Raw genomic sequence first — 15,978 nt, 5'->3', positions numbered from 1 at the left:
CTGTTTAGCGCCAATTACAATGCTGGTGAGCATAGGGATTAAAAGGTACAATTTGAAACAATGCTTTTTTGTTTAAGATACAATTATGAATGGTATATCTCGGCTTGATATAAAACAATTACGAATATTGAGTGCATTACTTAAACTAAAAAATGTGTCGGATGTGGCCCGCAAAATGGGCTTAACCCAGCAGGCTATTAGTGAGCAGCTGCGAAAATTGCGTGACTTATTTGACGATCGGCTTTTTATTCGCCAAGGCAATACAATGGTTGCAACACCTAAAGCAATTGCACTAGAGAAGCCCATTAATCAAATATTAACTCAGGTAGAAGCGTTATTAATACCTAAACAATTTATCCCAAGTAGCTACAAGGGCGTATTTACAATAAGTGCGACTGATTACGCTATAGCAGCTCTTTTGCCACAATTATTAGAAATAACAAGACGCGAAGCGCCAGGATTAAAGCTGATTATTCGTGACTTTGCCTCTGATAATGTTAATCAATTAATAAGTGCAGGAGAGCTGGATTTATTAATTAGTTTTCCTGAATTTATCCCTGCAAACTTAATCTATGACACATTATTTGAAGAACAACATATTTGTATTGCGGGGAAAAACACGGTGTTTTCTTCATCGACGTTGAGCCTTGCTGAAGTGGCCGCACACCCTCAATTAGTGGTTTCAGCGTCACGTGCTAACTTACGAGGCTCTCACGACCAATGGTTTGCTGATAAGGGTTATGCGCGCAATATTGTTATGTCAGTGCCTGGCTTTTCATTTGTCCCCGATTTGCTTTGCAGTACTGACTTAATTGCTTTTTACCCATCGCGTTTACTGCCAAACGCCAAAGTGAAACAGCTTGAAGTTGAATTATTACCACCGCCATTTAAGGTGATTGCAGCGTGGCATCCACGTTCAAATAACAGCGATATTCACCAGTGGTTAATAGCGCAATTAAAACGGATTTAGTACTATTTAATTAGTTGACGAATATCGTTCCCTGTTGGTGCCTCATGGGCACGTAACGAAAAGGCGGGTAATATCGCTAATATATGGTCAAATATATCTGACTGAATATTTTCATACTCACCCCAATTAGTTGTATTGGTAAATGCATAAATCTCAATGGGTAAGCCATTTTTAGTTGGCTCTAGCTGCCTTACCATCAGTGTCATTCCCTGATGAATATGTGGATGCTGTTTTAATAGCGCGACTAAATAATGACGAAATGTGCCAACATTAGTGAGCCGACGACCATTTAACGTACAGCTCATATCTATTTTTTTCGTGGTATTTTGCTCGTTGATAACCGGTAGGGTAATTTCGAGGTAGTGACTTAATAAATCTGCTTTTTTCAGCGCGGTGATTTCTTGCTCATCTAAAAAGCGCACACTGCTCATTTCTATATGGATACTCCGTTTTATGCGCCGCCCACCGGATTCTGACATACCGCGCCAGTTTTTAAATGAGTCAGAAATTAGCGCATAGGTTGGAATAGTGGTAATGGTTTTGTCCCAATTTCTTACTTTAACTGTGGTCAAGGCTATATCAATCACATCGCCATCTGCGCCGTATTTGGGCATTTCTAACCAATCACCAACCGCAAGCATATTGTTTGCTGAAAGCTGAATACCGGCCACCAGCCCTAAAATAGCGTCTTTAAACACCAGTAGCAGTACAGCCGATAGCGCACCTAAACCACTGAGTAATATTAACGGGGATTTATTCATTAATAATGAAATCGCTAAAATACCGGTTAATACGCTGGCGATCAGTTTAATTGTTTGTAAAAAACCACGTAATGGAAAGTGAGCTGCAATGGGTTGCCTGTCAGATATTGCTTGAAAAATATTGAGCATAGAAAACAGCGAGAGCAGTGCAAATAAAATGATCCACTGATCAGTAAACATCTCAATGATATGTAAAAAAGCCGTTCCTTCTGGAACCCAGAGCCTAGCTTGTATAACAACCACAGCACCTTGTAAAACAAAGGAAATATTACGTGTTAATTTAAGCGCTAAGTCGGCAGGCGTGTGGGTATCGGTTTGAACAACTTTATCACTAAAGCGGCCTTTAAGTAGTCGTTTTGAAACTGACCTTAAGATGAGGTGCAATATGAGCGCAAATAAGCCAACCCAGCACAGTACTAATATGTTGTACCATAAATGCGCACTCCCAGGAAAATAAAGACTAAACCATTGCAGTAAAAATTCTCGCAGCTGCGATCGTATTTCAGTCATTTATATTCCCAAGAGATTTATTTGCGTGAGTTTCATCTATTTAATGAAATCTAGTTAAGCAGATGGGGCGAGAAAAGTCTATTTAAGCCGCGCTTAAATAGACGTTTTAAAAATAATATTTATATTTTATTTTCAGCAAGTTGCAGAGTTAACTCCTCAAAAATACTCGGATCGTCAATGGTTGATGGAATTTGTAGTTCTTCACCATCAATAAGTTGACGTAAGTTTTTGCGTAAAATTTTACCTGAGCGTGTTTTTGGTAAGCGCTCTACACACATAATATTTTTAAGACACGCAATAGCGCCGATTTGATTACGCACGGTTCGCACCAATTGCTGCTCTACTTCTTTATGCGATCCATGAAAATCATTTTTTAACACTACCATGGCCATGGGGTTTTGACCCTTGAGCGCATCATTAACACCAAATACGGCACATTCAGCAACCGCGGGATGAGCGGCTACAATTTCTTCCATTTCACCGGTTGATAAACGATGCCCCGCGACATTAATCACATCATCGGTGCGGCCCATAATAAATAGGTAGCCATCATCATCAATATAACCGCCGTCGCCAGAAAGATAATAGCCTTCATATTCACTTAAATAACCGGCTTTAAAGCGCTCGGTATTTTGCCAAATAGTGGGTAAACATCCTGGCGGTAAGGGCAGTTTAATAACGACTGCACCTTGTTCATTGGGGGCGCATTCGTCACCATTCATATCTAAAATACGTACGTCAAACCCAGGAGTCGCAACCGTTGAACTGCCTGCTTTTGTAGGTAGGTGCTCAATGCCGACAGGATTACAGGCTATCGCCCAACCAGTTTCTGTTTGCCACCAATGATCAAGCACAGGTAGGCCTGTTTTTTCTTTGAGCCAATCGTAGGTGGGAGGATCTAAGCGCTCGCCAGCTAAAAACAAGCGTTTCAGACTTGAAGTATCGTATTGTTTAAACCCATCGGCATTAGGGTCTTCTTTTTTTATCGCTCTAAAGGCTGTCGGTGCGCTAAATAAAGCCGTTACTTTATACTGTTCAACCACTCGCCAAAATGCACTGGCATCTGGGGTTCTAACTGGTTTACCTTCAAATAAAATAGTGGCGCAGCGGTACATAAGCGGGGCATACACAATGTACGAATGGCCTACAACCCAACCAATATCCGAAGCGGCCCAAAACACGTCACCAGGTTTCATACCGTATACGGTTTCCATGCTGTAATGCATGGCCACGGCATGGCCGCCATTTTCACGAACAACCCCCTTGGGAGTACCCGTTGTGCCTGACGTGTATAAAATATAAAGCGGGTGATCGCCACTTACCGGAACGGGATCAACGCCAGTAGCTGTTTGCATTGCAACAGCCCAGTCAATATCACGCTCAGGCATAAGTGGTGCAGTTACTTGCTCACGCTGATAAATTATACAATTTTCTACTTTATACGAGGCTGATTCGAGCGCGTTATCAAGTAACTCTTTGTATTCAATTACGGTATTCACTTCCACACCGCAAGAAGCACTGAGTACTAACTTAGGCTTGGCGTCATCAATTCTTACGGCAAGCTCATGCGCTGCAAACCCGCCAAATACGACCGAATGAATAGCGCCGATGCGGGCGCAGGCTAACATACCAATTACGGCCTCGGGGATCATGGGCATATAAATAACCACGCGGTCGCCTTTTGTTACGCCTAAAGACTGCATTACTCCTGCGAATTTAGCGACTTCTTGTTGCAGTTCAAAGTAGCTGTAGCTGCGCGCGGTATTGGTTACGGGTGAGTCATAAATTAACGCTGTTTCATCACCATGGCCTGCAATAACATGCTGATCTACCGCTAAAAAGCAGCTATTAAGTTGGCCGTCGGCAAACCAGTGATATAAACCGTTTTCATCTTGTGTGTAAGCTGTTTCGGGAGCCTGGTACCAAGGGAGGCGTTTACTTTGCGATAACCAAAACGCTGCCGGGTTTTGTTTAAACTCGTTGTAGTGTTGTTTGTATTCACCTGACATAAAGGCTCCTGAGCAAAATTTAATATAACTTTATTTAAAACTAAGCGCTTTTTATCAGGAGTGATATTCGACTATGGTCGGTTAAATAATGAACGGATTGTGTGGTTTTTAGCTAACGCTATGGTTTATAACGAACTAACGACTAGTTTGATGATTTAAATGAGGTAACATATAAAAATGATGAACTATTTAATGTGGTAATAATGAGTCAAGTTGTCAGAGTAGGCGTTGCAGTGATAGTAATGCATGATAATAAAATTTTACTCGGTGAGCGAATAGGCGCACATGGTGCAAATACCTGGGCAACCCCTGGGGGGCATTTAGAATTTGGTGAAACGGTTGAGCAATGTGCAGTGCGCGAAGTCGCAGAAGAGACAGGGCTTACTGTTACTAATATTCGTAAACTCGATTTTACCAACGATATTTTTAGCGCTGAGAACAAGCACTATATTACCTTATATATGCAGGCAAAGTATCAAGGTGGCGAGCCTGTGAATAAAGAGCCTAACAAATGTTTACAGTGGCGTTGGTGCGATATTAATAACTTACCTTCACCTTTATTTACTTCATTGAAAAATTACTTAACGCAAGGCGTTTTACCTACTCAAGACTAAAGGCGCTTTGGAATAGGGAGCTGCCATTTATTTAAAATTTGTTGGTATTCACCGCTTTCTTTTATCGCGTTTAATCTATCAGTAATGATTTTCGCTGTTTGCGGGTTAAGCTGCTTACTTGCTGCAAAGTGAAGAGAAGAAGGTAGCTCATCTAAATGTATACGCTTAGTAATTAAGCTTGGGTCGAGCCCTGCTCGCTTTAACTCGTTTTCAAGAGTGAGGGTGTTAGTCACCACAAAATCGATACGATTTTTATACAGCATTCTCCATAGCTGCTGGTAGTAACTGACTAAGACTAAATTCTCACTTTCAGTAAAGCCTTGAGCTTCTAAATAAGCCTGCGCAGAATAACCGCGAATAGTGGCTACTTTGTATTCTTTGGCAAAGTTTAAGTGAATCACTTCATCGTTATGACTGCGTAAACTTACTAGGTATGCATCTGCAAAATACACTTTTCCCAGCCACTTAAACTGGCTGTTTCTGTTTGGCGTTTTTAACAGTGACAGCATGATGGCATTAGGATTGGCTTGTTGTTGTTGAAACATACGCGCCATCGGCATTATTTCAAACGTTGCTGTTAAAGCCGTGCCTTTTAATACTGCTTTAGCGATATCTACTAAGGCACCCTGCGCTTCACCTTGAGGGTTTTTAAAATGATAAGGGGGCAAATCTTCAGCGATGAAGGTAACCGGGTTTGCGTGACAGACCGCACTATAAAAAACCAATACAAAAACAGTTAACATCATACGCAAACGCATAAATAATTGTCTTTAAAGCAATACATGAGGCTAGTGTAAATAAAATCAATAAAAAGGTACACGTTAAATGTGTGTTTTAGGTAATCAAATTGTTTAATTATTGTTTTTTATAAATTGACGAGGTGAGCATTGATACCAGCGCTTAAAGGCGCGATTAAAAGAGCTTTGATCATTAAACCCCAACATAGTTGCAATACTGCTTAGCGAATAATGAGGAATATATGTTAACAAACGGCGTTTTTGCTCTCGCTCAAGAAGAGCGGCAAAATTGGTGTTTTCTTGCTTTAGATGACGTTGCACTGTGCGCGGGGTCATATTTAAAGCACTAGCCGTTCTGATCAGTGAACAGTCCTGCAAATCATATTTAGCCATTAAAATATGATTAATTTTTTCTGTTAATAATTGCTGACTTTTAAACTGGGATAGCTGTTGCTCTGACATTTGCTTTAGCACAGCGTTAATCTGGGAGTTATCGGTTTTAAAAGGAAGGGTTAAGTAACTACTTGGAAACTCTACTTGATTAAAGTTAGCGCCAGCTTTTACTGGGCAATTAAACCATTGCGCTAATTGTTGTAACTCACTGTCTGAAAAATGTGCTGTAAAATAAACGCAACTAGGCGAAAGCTGAGGATTAAGCAGTTGGCGTATAACACTTACCCACGCGGTCATATTTCGTAATACGGCCTGTGGGCTGCACTGTGGGTCTGCTAACCAAGTTACCTTGCAAAGTGTTTGTTGCTGTTCAAACTCAGCACGCCCTATGTTAGCCACTAGGCTGTCGTAACTCAGTAGTGCAGTAATGGCACTGGCTAGATTAGTACTCGATTCAATTAAATACCCAAGTACACCAAAATCAGCGGTACGTATTTGTTTTCCTAATTCAAACCCGAATAAGGAGTCATCTAGCGTTTGCTGTGCATAACTAAGCAGCGCATTATAGCTTTTTAAGCTAATACGTGGTGCTAATTGTTGTGTTTGCTTATTTGTATATTCATCAAATTCAATGGCCGTTAGTATCTCTTTGCTATCTAATCCTTTGCTTTGAAGATAATCCAAACAGCTAGAAAAGTAATGATCGGCTAAGGTTTTCATTTGTCGCCTAAAGCTAAAAAACAGTCATCTAATCGCAAGTTTGCCATGCAATATTTTTATATGCTAGAGATCTATAAAAATAATATGGGGCACACAATGATTGAGATAAACGTTAAACATAGTGTGGCAGCAACGCCTGAACAATTACGCACCTTATTATTAGCGCATGCTGATTTGGGGCGCTTTTTTAATGCGCAGTTTGAAGTGTTAACACCGCAAGACTTTGGTGAAATAAGTGGTGGAAAAGGCACCATTAGACAAATAAAAATGCAAGGTACAACATTTAAGGAGCAAATAATAACGGCCGATAATAGCCACATTTGTTACCGCATTTTAGGGGATAAACCCGTTGCACAGCACCGTGGTGATATTTACTTAAAAGCTAATAATACTCAGCCATCACTCACCGAGATCAGCTACCATATTCGTTGTATTGCGCCTTTGTGGTTACCCGACTTTATACTGGCTTTTTTTATAAAAAAAGATGTTAGCCAAGCACTTAAAAAAATAGCCAGCTATTTTCAGGAGAAACGTCATGAGCATTGAAATTATTTTATTGGCACTGAGCCCTATTTTTTTGCTGTTTGTAGGGGTTGAGTTTATAAAATTTAGACGTTACTACGATATAAAAGACAGCTTAGCCAACGCGTTACTTGCTTTATTACATCAAGGCGCTGATGCCATTGCGTTATTATTATTAATGCCGTTTTTTTATTGGTTGTATCAGTTTCGGCTATTTGATATTGAATTGACGCTATTTACTGTATTAGGCGCTTTTTTACTGCAAGACTTTTTATACTATTGGTTTCATCGTGCATCACATCATATTCATTGGTTATGGGCCGCTCATGTAGTGCATCATAGTTCTACTAAAATGAACTTTACCACGGCATTTAGGCAAAGTTTAATGTATCCGCTGGCGGGAATGTGGCTATTTTGGTTGCCGATGATATTAATAGGCTTTGAGCCTGTGATTGTGTTTGCGGTGGTGGCACTTAATTTGGCTTATCAATTTTTTGTACACACGCAAGTGGTAAAAAAGCTCGGTTGGTTTGAAGCATTATTTAATACCCCATCGCATCATCGGGTGCACCACGCTATAAATAATGGCTACTTAGATAAAAACTTCGCTGGCGTTTTAATTATTTGGGATAAATTATTTGGCACTTATGTAGAAGAGGATGAAAACAAGCCCTGTAAATACGGCATTATTGGTCAATTAAACAGTAATAACCCAATCAAAATCACCTTTCATCAGTGGCAGTATTTATTTAAAAGTACTTACCAAGCTAAAGGGTTAAAAGCCAAGTTAAACGTGTTGTTTGGCTACCCAACAAGCTCTCAAAGTAGTAATAAGTAAGCCCATTTTTATATAAAAAAAGCCAGGAGCAAATAGCATCACTCCTGGCTTATCTCACAGTAAAATTTAGTTATTTGGCCGTTGTGATCACTGTATCAATTAAGTGTACAACGCCATTACTAGTGTAAATATCAGTGGTTGTTACATTGCTGCCAGCTACTTGTAGTGATGTAGCCGGTAAGCTTACTTGCCACCAAATATCGTTCACAGCTTGACCATTATTCTGACCAACTGCCGTATCACCTGAGAAGGTATATAAAGGGCGGCCAAGGTAAGCTACTTGCATGCTGTCATCTGAGCGAGCAATCAATGATAAACCCGGAATATTTTCAATCGATGCCGCAGTGCCTAACACGGGTGGCCACGTTGTTGCACAAGCTGCTTCACATACGCTCATTGCCTCACCTAAGTCGTTATCAAATACATACACGGTTTTACCAGGCATTGCATCGGCCATACCCGTTACTAAACGATTATTTGTTGCATCATAAGCTACGCTGTCTGTTGCTGTATTTTCAGTACTGGTAAAATCTACCACGTTTACGCTTAGCATATTATCAGCAAGTGTAGTGACCATTTTACCATTGGCTGCAAATGCATCGGTACTTCCAACTTGAGCGCCTAATACATGTTGAGTCAAAACATCTGTTAGTGCAGCGGTGTCAGCCAATAAGGCATCTAAATCAGCGGAAGGGATTTTACTAAATGCCGCATTTGTTGGTGCAAATACAGTAAATGATTGAGTGGTATCGTTAAACGTATCAACTAACCCTGCTGCTTGCAGTGCTGTTACTAATGTAGATAATGCAGGCGTTTCTGTGGCAACTGTTGCAATAGTTTTAGTTGGTGTGCCGACTTCAGCCGGTGGCATAATCACTTTATTTAATACATGAATAACGCCGTTGCTAGCGGTTACATTTGCCTCTGTGATTGCCGAATCATTGATAAATAGCGAGCTATTTACATAAGAAATAGCAGCCATGTCGCCATTGGCCATTTCTACTTTGTTACTATTGCTATTAGCAATGGCTACAGCGTCATCAGATAAAACAGTGGCGTCAGGGAATACATGGTAAAGCAAGATATCACGAAGTGTATCTGTATCAGCTAACAGCGCATTAATTGTATCCTGACCGAGCGCTGCAAATGCATCATCCGTAGGAGCAAATACACTAAAAGTGTTATCTGGATCAGCAACTAACGTATCTAAGCCTGTTGCCGTTAGCGCAGCAAGAAGTGTGGTAAAGTTACCATTTGCACTGGCTATATCAGCAATTGTTCCTGCGCTTTGCGGTAAGGTTACATCAGAAATAATAACCGAATCGATTACATGGATAACACCGTTAGAAGTCATAATATCTTTAACAATGATGTTTGCACCGCCAAACGACAACATATTTGTATCTGCGTTTATCGCAATTGGAAGTGTATTGCCTAATAGCGTTTCAGCTGACTGGCCGTTTAAAGACATTGCAGTGACTGAATCAACTGACCCAACAAGTACATGCTGCTTTAAAACATCCGCTAAAACGGTAGGGTTTGCCAGCAGTGTATTTAAAAAACCACTACCAATTGCTTCAAATGCAGCGTCGGTAGGCGCAAAAACGGTGAACTCTTTCGACGTATCCGCCAGTGCCGATGTTAAGCCTGCAGCGTCAAGTGCGGCAAGCAAAGTACTAAAGTTGCCTGCTTGTTGAGCTGTTTCAACAATATTGTTGGTTGGTGGTGTTTCTGAAACCGTTTTTGGTGTAAGTACTGCGTCAATAACATGAATAATACCGTTGTCGGTTTTAATGTCGGTCATTGTTACCGTGCTGGTATTAACTAATAAGCTTTCACCATTTAAAGACAGTGCAATACTTTGTCCGTTTACCGTTTCAACGGTTGACCCAGCTAAACCAATTGCTGCTTGCGCATCTACTCTGCCAGAGATCACATGGTAAGTTAAAATTGAGCTTAAAGTATCAGGATCAGCTAATAAATTATTGATAGTTTCTTCACCTAATAACGCAAATGCATCATCAGTAGGAGCAAAAACGGTATAGCTGTTAGTTAAGTCGTCTAGTGTTTCATCTAGACCTGTTGCTTCTAAAGCTGCAACAAGGGTAGTGAATTCTCCAGAGTCCTGTGCGGCATCAAAAACAGAAACTGCTGGTTGTGGATCTACAGTGACAGGGGCGTTGTTATCGTCGTCGCTACTACAACCTTGAATGAGTAACAAGGGAAGTATGATAGCACCGAGCTTAAATACTTTATTCATAATTTTTCCTTTAATTGAATGTTACAGTGTTACAGCTTTGTGAACTCTACGTAGCCAAACTCTGTATTGATCAAAAAAAGGAGCATTATTTTTGTACGATTTAATAGGTGTAAGATTTAATTGAACTTTTATTCAAGTAAGTCTTAAATTTTAGTTTTTTTACTGCGAGGCGCACCCAGTAAAATAAAAAGGTGGCAAATACACACTGATAAAAATGCACTAATTCCCAAAGCGCCACCAAAGCCATCAAGAATGGGAACCAAATAGGCAAAAAACAATGAAAATATAATTGCTGAACTGGCAAGCGTATAAACACCAAAGCGGTGAGGGGCGCTCATGCCAATAAAGGTGCCGCCAAAAAAAACGATACTATAGAGTTCTGCGTTGAGGCTCAGCTGTGCAAAAATCAAATAGGCAATAATTGAGAGTGCAGCGGAGGCTCTTATGGCATCAAAGCGGTTATGCTTTGCTAAATAAAAGGTAAAAAAAGCACCAGCCAAGGCTAATACTGGGTATGTAATAGTCATATCAGCAATCCTTTAGCTAAAACAAACAGGGCTACACTGGCAAATGCAATACTGCCTAATCGTCCGCCAAATCCTGCAAATACATTAAGTGTTAGTGTATATAAAACAGCGCCAATGGCAGAAATAATAGCGATTTCCCAATAGTTGCTAATTAAGCTGGTGGAACACATACCGGCAAAACTACCTGCATAAATGGAGGCATAAGGGTGGTTTTGATAACGTGCAGGAAACGGAATAAATGAGCCGATAAGGCCTGTTAAAGCAGCAGACACAACAATAGGTAATGCCAATGTGGTATGCATTATAAAGCACGACAAGCAGCCGATAAAAAAGGTGATGAATTTTAAAAGTATGAATTTAGTCATAAGGCGCACATCATAAAGGTTCAGTTTTAGCTTTAATAGTTAAAATCGACGATTTAAGACTAAAAGCGATATATGGCTTCCAAAAGAGCAAATAACCGTGGCTTTAAATTAAATGTACGCAATGAATGACTAAAAATAATGCCGTTAATGTTCTATAAATTACAAATTATGTATAATGCAGCATATTTCATATATTAAAAGTTATAACCTAAGGTAATTTATGTCTAACTGTTTGCATTTGGCTATTCCAGCTGGTGATCTTGAAAAAGCGAAAGCGTTTTATTGTGACGTGCTTGGTTGTAAAACGGGTAATAGTGAAGCTGGGCGATGGGTAGACATTGATTTTTGGGGTAACGAGTTAACGCTTCATCAAAGCACAGAGCGCTTACCAACAGTGCGTCATGATGTTGATATGGGCGCAGTAGCTGTACCGCATTTTGGTATTCACTTATCTGAAGATGAATTTCAGGCGTTAAAAACTCGGATTGCGGCTGCTGGTCTCGAATATTTAGATAAGCCTTACCGCCGTTTTGTAGGTGATGAATTTGAGCAAGAAACGTTTTTTATTGAAGATCCAAATGGTAACGTTTTAGAAATGAAAACCATGGTAAACCCAGAAGTCTTATTCAAAAAAGGCGAGTAATGATTATGCGCCTAAACGATTACTTTAGGCGTTTTCTCTAGTGTAGGTTTGCTTAGCCTGCGCTTTTCGTAATGACTTTTTTTGATACATTGCTTCATCACCGGCTTTTAAAACCTCATCTAAATTTTTAGGCGCTTCGCTATAGTTTATTTGCCCTACGCTTGCGTAAATAGCGATGGTGTTGCCTTGGTGTTCTAAGCTAAGCGCATTTAATTTTTGTTCAAGGGTCGCAACTCGCTGGTTAATTTTATCTTTGCTGGTAAATAATGCCATAGCCACAAACTCATCTCCGCCTAAGCGGCCAACTGCGTCTTCACTGCGCATATGCTGACTAATTGACTCTGCCACCGTGCAAAGTACTTTATCGCCAACATCATGGCCGTAGGTATCATTTATTGCTTTAAATCGGTCTAAATCGATATATAAAAAACACAATACGCCACCACGTTGAGCGTGTTTTTTTAATAACTCATTGGCTTTTAAACTCCAGCCTCGGCGGTTATAAATATGACAAAGATGATCGTAATTAGCGTGCTGTTCAGCCTGTTTTTTAGCATAACTGAGCCGTTGAATTCGCTTACCAACTGCAATAGCAAGAAGCAGAGATTCAATCGTAAAAGCAATCACAAACCCATAACGCTGTATAAAAGGACTGTATTCGGTTAGTAACACTCTAAATATCATGCTGATAAATACACAGCTTAAGGCAATAAATACCAAGCTGGCTTCGTTAACGCCTTGTTTAGCTTGCACAGCTGAGAGTATAAAAATGGTCATCACAATCAGTAGTGACAAATAGCCAGTAACGATTGTGGTGATATTAGTAATAGCGGGTAAATCTAAAGCTATTTTTTGTAAGCACAAAGTCAGTACACATAACGCGATAATTTTTAATGCATAACTTAATTTGCGCCAATACTCAGGTAGCTCTAATAGTGCGCTCATAAACCAAGTAGCACTGACTATAGTTAAACCAATGCTTAATGTATAAAGGTGGCTGATATATGCAGAAAAGTAGCCATTGGTAAATAAATAGGGCTGGCCTTCTTGTAAAAAAATAAAGCTAGCGATACAAAAAAGATAGAGGCCATACAGTTTAAAAATAGCGTCTTTAATGCCATAACCTATTATTAAAGCATAAAAAATAAGCGTTGCGCATAATCCATAAAACACCCCAAATATTAAATTGTACAACTGCACCTTTTCAATAAACTGCTGTGAGTCTAGCCAAGTAAACCGGGGATTATAGCTGGCAGTAGTGGTTAAAGTTAGCTTTGCATTAAAGCTGCCTTGTTCCATTAAAATAGCCATTTGATTTGTTTTTAAAGGGGCTTTTAATTGGTTATTTTGTTGCCACGAAAAACTTTCAAGTGCAGGGCGAGTAAACGTAAAAACACCGCTTTGGTTTAGCGTACATACCAACTCAAATTGGTTAATGCCTTTTTCTAGTTTTATGTCTGCAGCAATACCTTGCGATAAGGGAATGGACACACTGTTTGTAATAGATTTTAAATTGCAGCTATCTTTTGCAATAGCTGTATTGCAGATAAGAAAAATAAAAAATAAAGCACCGCAAAGTTTAATACATAAGGAGGTGGTTGTATGTAAGTGCTTCCTTATTGTTACGGTGTTATTGAGCATAGTAGGGTTATAAAAATGGCAGTTACCCTATATTAACAAAGCGTGTTATCTTTGCTAGTAAAAGTTAATAATAAAGTTTGATATAGCGCATGAATGGGTAAATCTTATTTTTATAACTGTATTTCACTCGGAGTTTTATTAAAGTGGCGTTTAAACTCACGGCTAAACTGTGATGCACTGGTGTAACCTACCTTAAAAGCAGCTTCATTTGCTTTGCTGCCCGCTGTGGTAATTAACTCTTTTGCTTTAGCTAAACGTACTTTTTTTAAGTATTGTAAGGGAGATTCAAACGTTACCTGTCTAAATGCACGATGAAAAGAGGATACGCTCATATTTACCTCTTCTGCTAAACCTTCAACAGTAATAGGGTTTGCATAGTCCTGATGCATCGTTGCTAGTGTGCGAGCTATACGCGCATAATGGCCATCATGCATAGCTAGGCCTATTAAAGTATTCCCTTGGGGGCCGCAAAGGACACGATACACTAGCTCTTTTACTATATCTTCGCCGAATACCTCAGCCTCAAGTGGATTATTTAAAACCGTTAGTAACCTACATGTTACCTGCTCCATTGCGCAGTCTAGCTTTGCTGATTGTACTGCGCCAATGTTCGCGCTGGAGACAGATAAAGGCTGGTGCTGCATCATCTGATTAACCAGCTTGTGCAACATGACAGGGTTTATATCTATAGCTATGCCCATAACCGGTAAGTCATTATCGGTAAACGCTTCACACTCTAATGGGACAGGTACACCTAGTACCAAGTAATCACCTTCTCCGTATTTTATTTGATGTTCTGGGAAATGAATTATTTTATGGCCTTGGCCAACCACGATTATGCCTGAATTATAAATAAGCGGCTGGCGCGGTGAACTTTTGGTAGCGCGATGAAAATACACCCCAGGAATAATTGTTTCCATGGTGCCCTCAAAGCTTAGTAAATTATTGTGCTCGGCGTATTGTTGCAACATTTTGGCTATGATGGGCATAAAAGTATCTGTAATTAAAATATTTTGCGTAAAATAACAGTGCTGGTAGTTTTAGGCAAGCTTTAGGCAGTTATTGGGCTTTTTATATATTAACTTTGCTACTAATATGCATCCATCAAAGCTTTACTTGATATGTGACTAAGTAAAGCATTATGAAATTAACCGTCACCTAGGAGCAAAATAATGAAATTTAGCTACGTAAATCCCACTCTCATCCAATTTGGCCAACAGCAAATTGCCGCACTTAGCGACTTGATCGCAAAAGATCAAAAAGTATTAGTTGTTTATGGCGGCGGCTCAATTAAAAAGAACGGCGTGTATGACCAAGTTGCTGCCGCACTTGAAGGTTTTGATTGGGTAGAATTCTCGGGCGTGGGTGCTAACCCAACAATTGAAGTACTTGACCAAGCGGTTAAAATTTGTAAAGAACAAGATATCGACTTTGTATTAGGTGTCGGCGGCGGCTCTGTAATAGACGGCGTTAAATACATTGCGGCTTCTGCAGTATACGACGGCGAAGGTTGGGACATTCCTACTGGTAAGCATACAATTACTAGCGCATTACCAATTGGTGCCGTATTAACGCTACCAGCTACAGGTTCTGAATCTAATCAAAACTCAGTGGTAAGCAAAGAAGCGACTAAGCAAAAATTGCCGTTTGCTTCACCAGAAGTACTGCCTAAATTTGCGATTATGGATCCTGATGTAATGAAAACATTACCACAGCGCCAGCTTGTAAATGGCTTAGTTGATGCGTGGGTGCATACTTGTGAGCAATACCTTACGTTCCCTGAAGGCGCATTGGTACAAGAAGGATACGCAGAGGCACTGTTAAAAACGCTCAAAACACTGGGCGATAACTTTGAAAACCAAGACGATGCATGGCGTGCAAACCTTATGTGGGCAGCTAACCAAGCACTTAATGGCTTAATTGGTTCTGGCGTATCGCAAGATTGGGCAACCCACATGATTGGTCATGAGCTTACTGCTGCCTATGGTGTTGACCATGCGCGTTCGCTTGCTATTGTTCAGCCTTCTTTATTGCGCAATCAATTTGCAGTTAAAAAAGCGAAACTAGAGCAAATGGGTAAAAACGTATTTGGCCTTGAGCAAACAGACGATTTAGCGGAGCAAACAATTCAAGCGATTGAAGCGTTTTACCACAGCCTTGAGGTTGCAACACAGCTAACTGAACATGGTGATGATAAAGCGGCTGCCATTGATAATATTATTGGCAAACTAGAAGCACATGGCATGGTTGCCCTTGGTGAAAACCAAGCGATTACGCTAAAAGAAAGCCGTGAAATTTTAGAACACGCGGTTGCTTAAGCGTTAATTTTAAAAAACCACTGGCTGTTAAAGCCGGTGGTTTTTTGTTTTATAGTTAACCTCAGTAAACGCAATTGGCGCCATTAATTGATAAAAAGCCCTTTATTGTCGTTTGTCGCTAATATACTATGTGGCTTCAATTGGTTAGGT

The 15,978-nt window shown here is 40.0% G+C and carries 15 protein-coding genes; 6 read left to right on the top strand and 9 right to left on the bottom strand.

All coding sequences use genetic code 11. From position 1 onward, the window contains the following. The first annotated feature begins 85 nt into the window (after nucleotides 1-85). Nucleotides 86-970, top strand: coding sequence for a LysR family transcriptional regulator (locus QL984_RS12355; RefSeq protein WP_024601320.1), 885 nt, complete (start codon nucleotides 86-88; stop codon nucleotides 968-970). 2 nt (nucleotides 971-972) lie between these two features. On the opposite strand, the gene QL984_RS12350 is transcribed toward QL984_RS12355, so the two are convergent. Both QL984_RS12350 and QL984_RS12345 read right to left on the bottom strand, forming a co-directional pair. Then, complete coding sequence (locus tag QL984_RS12350) at nucleotides 973-2,241, bottom strand: mechanosensitive ion channel domain-containing protein (RefSeq protein WP_290172833.1); 1,269 nt, start codon at nucleotides 2,239-2,241, stop codon at nucleotides 973-975. Nucleotides 2,242-2,360: 119 nt separating this feature from the next. Next, nucleotides 2,361-4,250 carry an AMP-binding protein gene (locus tag QL984_RS12345; RefSeq protein ID WP_024601318.1) on the bottom strand — a complete coding sequence of 630 codons (1,890 nt, stop codon included), beginning with the start codon at nucleotides 4,248-4,250 and terminating at the stop codon, nucleotides 2,361-2,363. A gap of 203 nt (nucleotides 4,251-4,453) precedes the next feature. On the opposite strand from QL984_RS12345, the gene QL984_RS12340 reads away from it, so the two are divergent. Further along, nucleotides 4,454-4,864 carry an NUDIX hydrolase gene (locus tag QL984_RS12340; protein WP_290172832.1) on the top strand — a complete coding sequence of 137 codons (411 nt, stop codon included), beginning with the start codon at nucleotides 4,454-4,456 and terminating at the stop codon, nucleotides 4,862-4,864. On the opposite strand, the gene QL984_RS12335 is transcribed toward QL984_RS12340, so the two are convergent. Beyond that, nucleotides 4,861-5,622: a transporter substrate-binding domain-containing protein gene (locus tag QL984_RS12335; RefSeq protein WP_290172831.1), complete on the bottom strand. Its 762-nt coding sequence runs from the start codon at nucleotides 5,620-5,622 to the stop codon at nucleotides 4,861-4,863. The genes QL984_RS12340 and QL984_RS12335 overlap by 4 nt on opposite strands. Before the next feature lie 93 nt (nucleotides 5,623-5,715). Beyond that, on the bottom strand, nucleotides 5,716-6,714 hold the full coding sequence (locus tag QL984_RS12330; protein WP_290172830.1) for an AraC family transcriptional regulator: 999 nt from the start codon (nucleotides 6,712-6,714) through the stop codon (nucleotides 5,716-5,718). A 96-nt stretch (nucleotides 6,715-6,810) separates the two neighbouring features. Between QL984_RS12330 and QL984_RS12325 the strand changes: the two genes are divergently transcribed. Then, nucleotides 6,811-7,260: an SRPBCC family protein gene (locus tag QL984_RS12325; protein ID WP_024601314.1), complete on the top strand. Its 450-nt coding sequence runs from the start codon at nucleotides 6,811-6,813 to the stop codon at nucleotides 7,258-7,260. After that, nucleotides 7,250-8,074: a sterol desaturase family protein gene (locus QL984_RS12320; RefSeq protein WP_008111422.1), complete on the top strand. Its 825-nt coding sequence runs from the start codon at nucleotides 7,250-7,252 to the stop codon at nucleotides 8,072-8,074. Before QL984_RS12325 ends, QL984_RS12320 begins: the two co-directional genes overlap by 11 nt. Nucleotides 8,075-8,144: 70 nt before the next feature. Here the strand turns inward: QL984_RS12320 and QL984_RS12315 are convergent, their stop codons facing one another. From QL984_RS12315 to QL984_RS12305, 3 genes are all read right to left on the bottom strand, one after another. Next, a complete protein-coding gene (locus QL984_RS12315) occupies nucleotides 8,145-10,334 on the bottom strand; it encodes a fasciclin domain-containing protein (RefSeq protein WP_290172829.1) in 2,190 nt (729 codons plus the stop codon). A gap of 143 nt (nucleotides 10,335-10,477) precedes the next feature. Continuing rightward, nucleotides 10,478-10,861 carry a hypothetical protein gene (locus QL984_RS12310; RefSeq protein ID WP_008111424.1) on the bottom strand — a complete coding sequence of 128 codons (384 nt, stop codon included), beginning with the start codon at nucleotides 10,859-10,861 and terminating at the stop codon, nucleotides 10,478-10,480. Continuing rightward, on the bottom strand, nucleotides 10,858-11,163 hold the full coding sequence (locus tag QL984_RS12305) for a hypothetical protein (protein ID WP_008111425.1): 306 nt from the start codon (nucleotides 11,161-11,163) through the stop codon (nucleotides 10,858-10,860). Before QL984_RS12305 ends, QL984_RS12310 begins: the two co-directional genes overlap by 4 nt. Nucleotides 11,164-11,446: 283 nt before the next feature. Here QL984_RS12305 and QL984_RS12300 point away from each other — a divergent pair, with 283 nt between their 5' ends. Continuing rightward, complete coding sequence (locus tag QL984_RS12300) at nucleotides 11,447-11,869, top strand: VOC family protein (protein ID WP_024601311.1); 423 nt, start codon at nucleotides 11,447-11,449, stop codon at nucleotides 11,867-11,869. Nucleotides 11,870-11,893: 24 nt separating this feature from the next. Here the strand turns inward: QL984_RS12300 and QL984_RS12295 are convergent, their stop codons facing one another. Together QL984_RS12295 and QL984_RS12290 are read right to left on the bottom strand one after the other, a co-directional pair. Beyond that, on the bottom strand, nucleotides 11,894-13,360 hold the full coding sequence (locus tag QL984_RS12295) for a diguanylate cyclase (RefSeq protein ID WP_290172828.1): 1,467 nt from the start codon (nucleotides 13,358-13,360) through the stop codon (nucleotides 11,894-11,896). 260 nt (nucleotides 13,361-13,620) lie between these two features. Further along, the gene (locus tag QL984_RS12290) at nucleotides 13,621-14,499 is read right to left on the bottom strand and encodes an AraC family transcriptional regulator (RefSeq protein ID WP_024601309.1); all 879 of its coding nucleotides are present in this window, start codon (nucleotides 14,497-14,499) and stop codon (nucleotides 13,621-13,623) included. Nucleotides 14,500-14,682: 183 nt separating this feature from the next. On the opposite strand from QL984_RS12290, the gene QL984_RS12285 reads away from it, so the two are divergent. Then, nucleotides 14,683-15,828, top strand: a complete 1,146-nt coding sequence (locus QL984_RS12285; protein ID WP_013465765.1) for an iron-containing alcohol dehydrogenase — start codon at nucleotides 14,683-14,685, stop codon at nucleotides 15,826-15,828. Nucleotides 15,829-15,978 lie beyond the last annotated feature (150 nt).

It is taken from the genome of Pseudoalteromonas sp. APC 3495 (assembly GCF_030407645.1).
In the GTDB taxonomy this organism is placed as follows: Bacteria; Pseudomonadota; Gammaproteobacteria; order Enterobacterales; family Alteromonadaceae; genus Pseudoalteromonas; species Pseudoalteromonas tetraodonis.
This window is presented reverse-complemented; position numbering and strand designations above follow the sequence as displayed.

What these genes read in the sequence shown, in the direction of transcription:
- QL984_RS12355 (WP_024601320.1), top strand. Translation starts at nt 86, where the DNA reads ATGAATGGTATATCTCGGCTTGATATAAAACAATTACGAATATTGAGT.
- QL984_RS12350 (WP_290172833.1), bottom strand. Translation starts at nt 2,241, where the DNA reads ATGACTGAAATACGATCGCAGCTGCGAGAATTTTTACTGCAATGGTTT.
- QL984_RS12345 (WP_024601318.1), bottom strand. Translation starts at nt 4,250, where the DNA reads ATGTCAGGTGAATACAAACAACACTACAACGAGTTTAAACAAAACCCG.
- QL984_RS12340 (WP_290172832.1), top strand. Translation starts at nt 4,454, where the DNA reads ATGAGTCAAGTTGTCAGAGTAGGCGTTGCAGTGATAGTAATGCATGAT.
- QL984_RS12335 (WP_290172831.1), bottom strand. Translation starts at nt 5,622, where the DNA reads ATGCGTTTGCGTATGATGTTAACTGTTTTTGTATTGGTTTTTTATAGT.
- QL984_RS12330 (WP_290172830.1), bottom strand. Translation starts at nt 6,714, where the DNA reads ATGAAAACCTTAGCCGATCATTACTTTTCTAGCTGTTTGGATTATCTT.
- QL984_RS12325 (WP_024601314.1), top strand. Translation starts at nt 6,811, where the DNA reads ATGATTGAGATAAACGTTAAACATAGTGTGGCAGCAACGCCTGAACAA.
- QL984_RS12320 (WP_008111422.1), top strand. Translation starts at nt 7,250, where the DNA reads ATGAGCATTGAAATTATTTTATTGGCACTGAGCCCTATTTTTTTGCTG.
- QL984_RS12315 (WP_290172829.1), bottom strand. Translation starts at nt 10,334, where the DNA reads ATGAATAAAGTATTTAAGCTCGGTGCTATCATACTTCCCTTGTTACTC.
- QL984_RS12310 (WP_008111424.1), bottom strand. Translation starts at nt 10,861, where the DNA reads ATGACTATTACATACCCAGTATTAGCCTTGGCTGGTGCTTTTTTTACC.
- QL984_RS12305 (WP_008111425.1), bottom strand. Translation starts at nt 11,163, where the DNA reads ATGCATACCACATTGGCATTACCTATTGTTGTGTCTGCTGCTTTAACA.
- QL984_RS12300 (WP_024601311.1), top strand. Translation starts at nt 11,447, where the DNA reads ATGTCTAACTGTTTGCATTTGGCTATTCCAGCTGGTGATCTTGAAAAA.
- QL984_RS12290 (WP_024601309.1), bottom strand. Translation starts at nt 14,499, where the DNA reads ATGCCCATCATAGCCAAAATGTTGCAACAATACGCCGAGCACAATAAT.
- QL984_RS12285 (WP_013465765.1), top strand. Translation starts at nt 14,683, where the DNA reads ATGAAATTTAGCTACGTAAATCCCACTCTCATCCAATTTGGCCAACAG.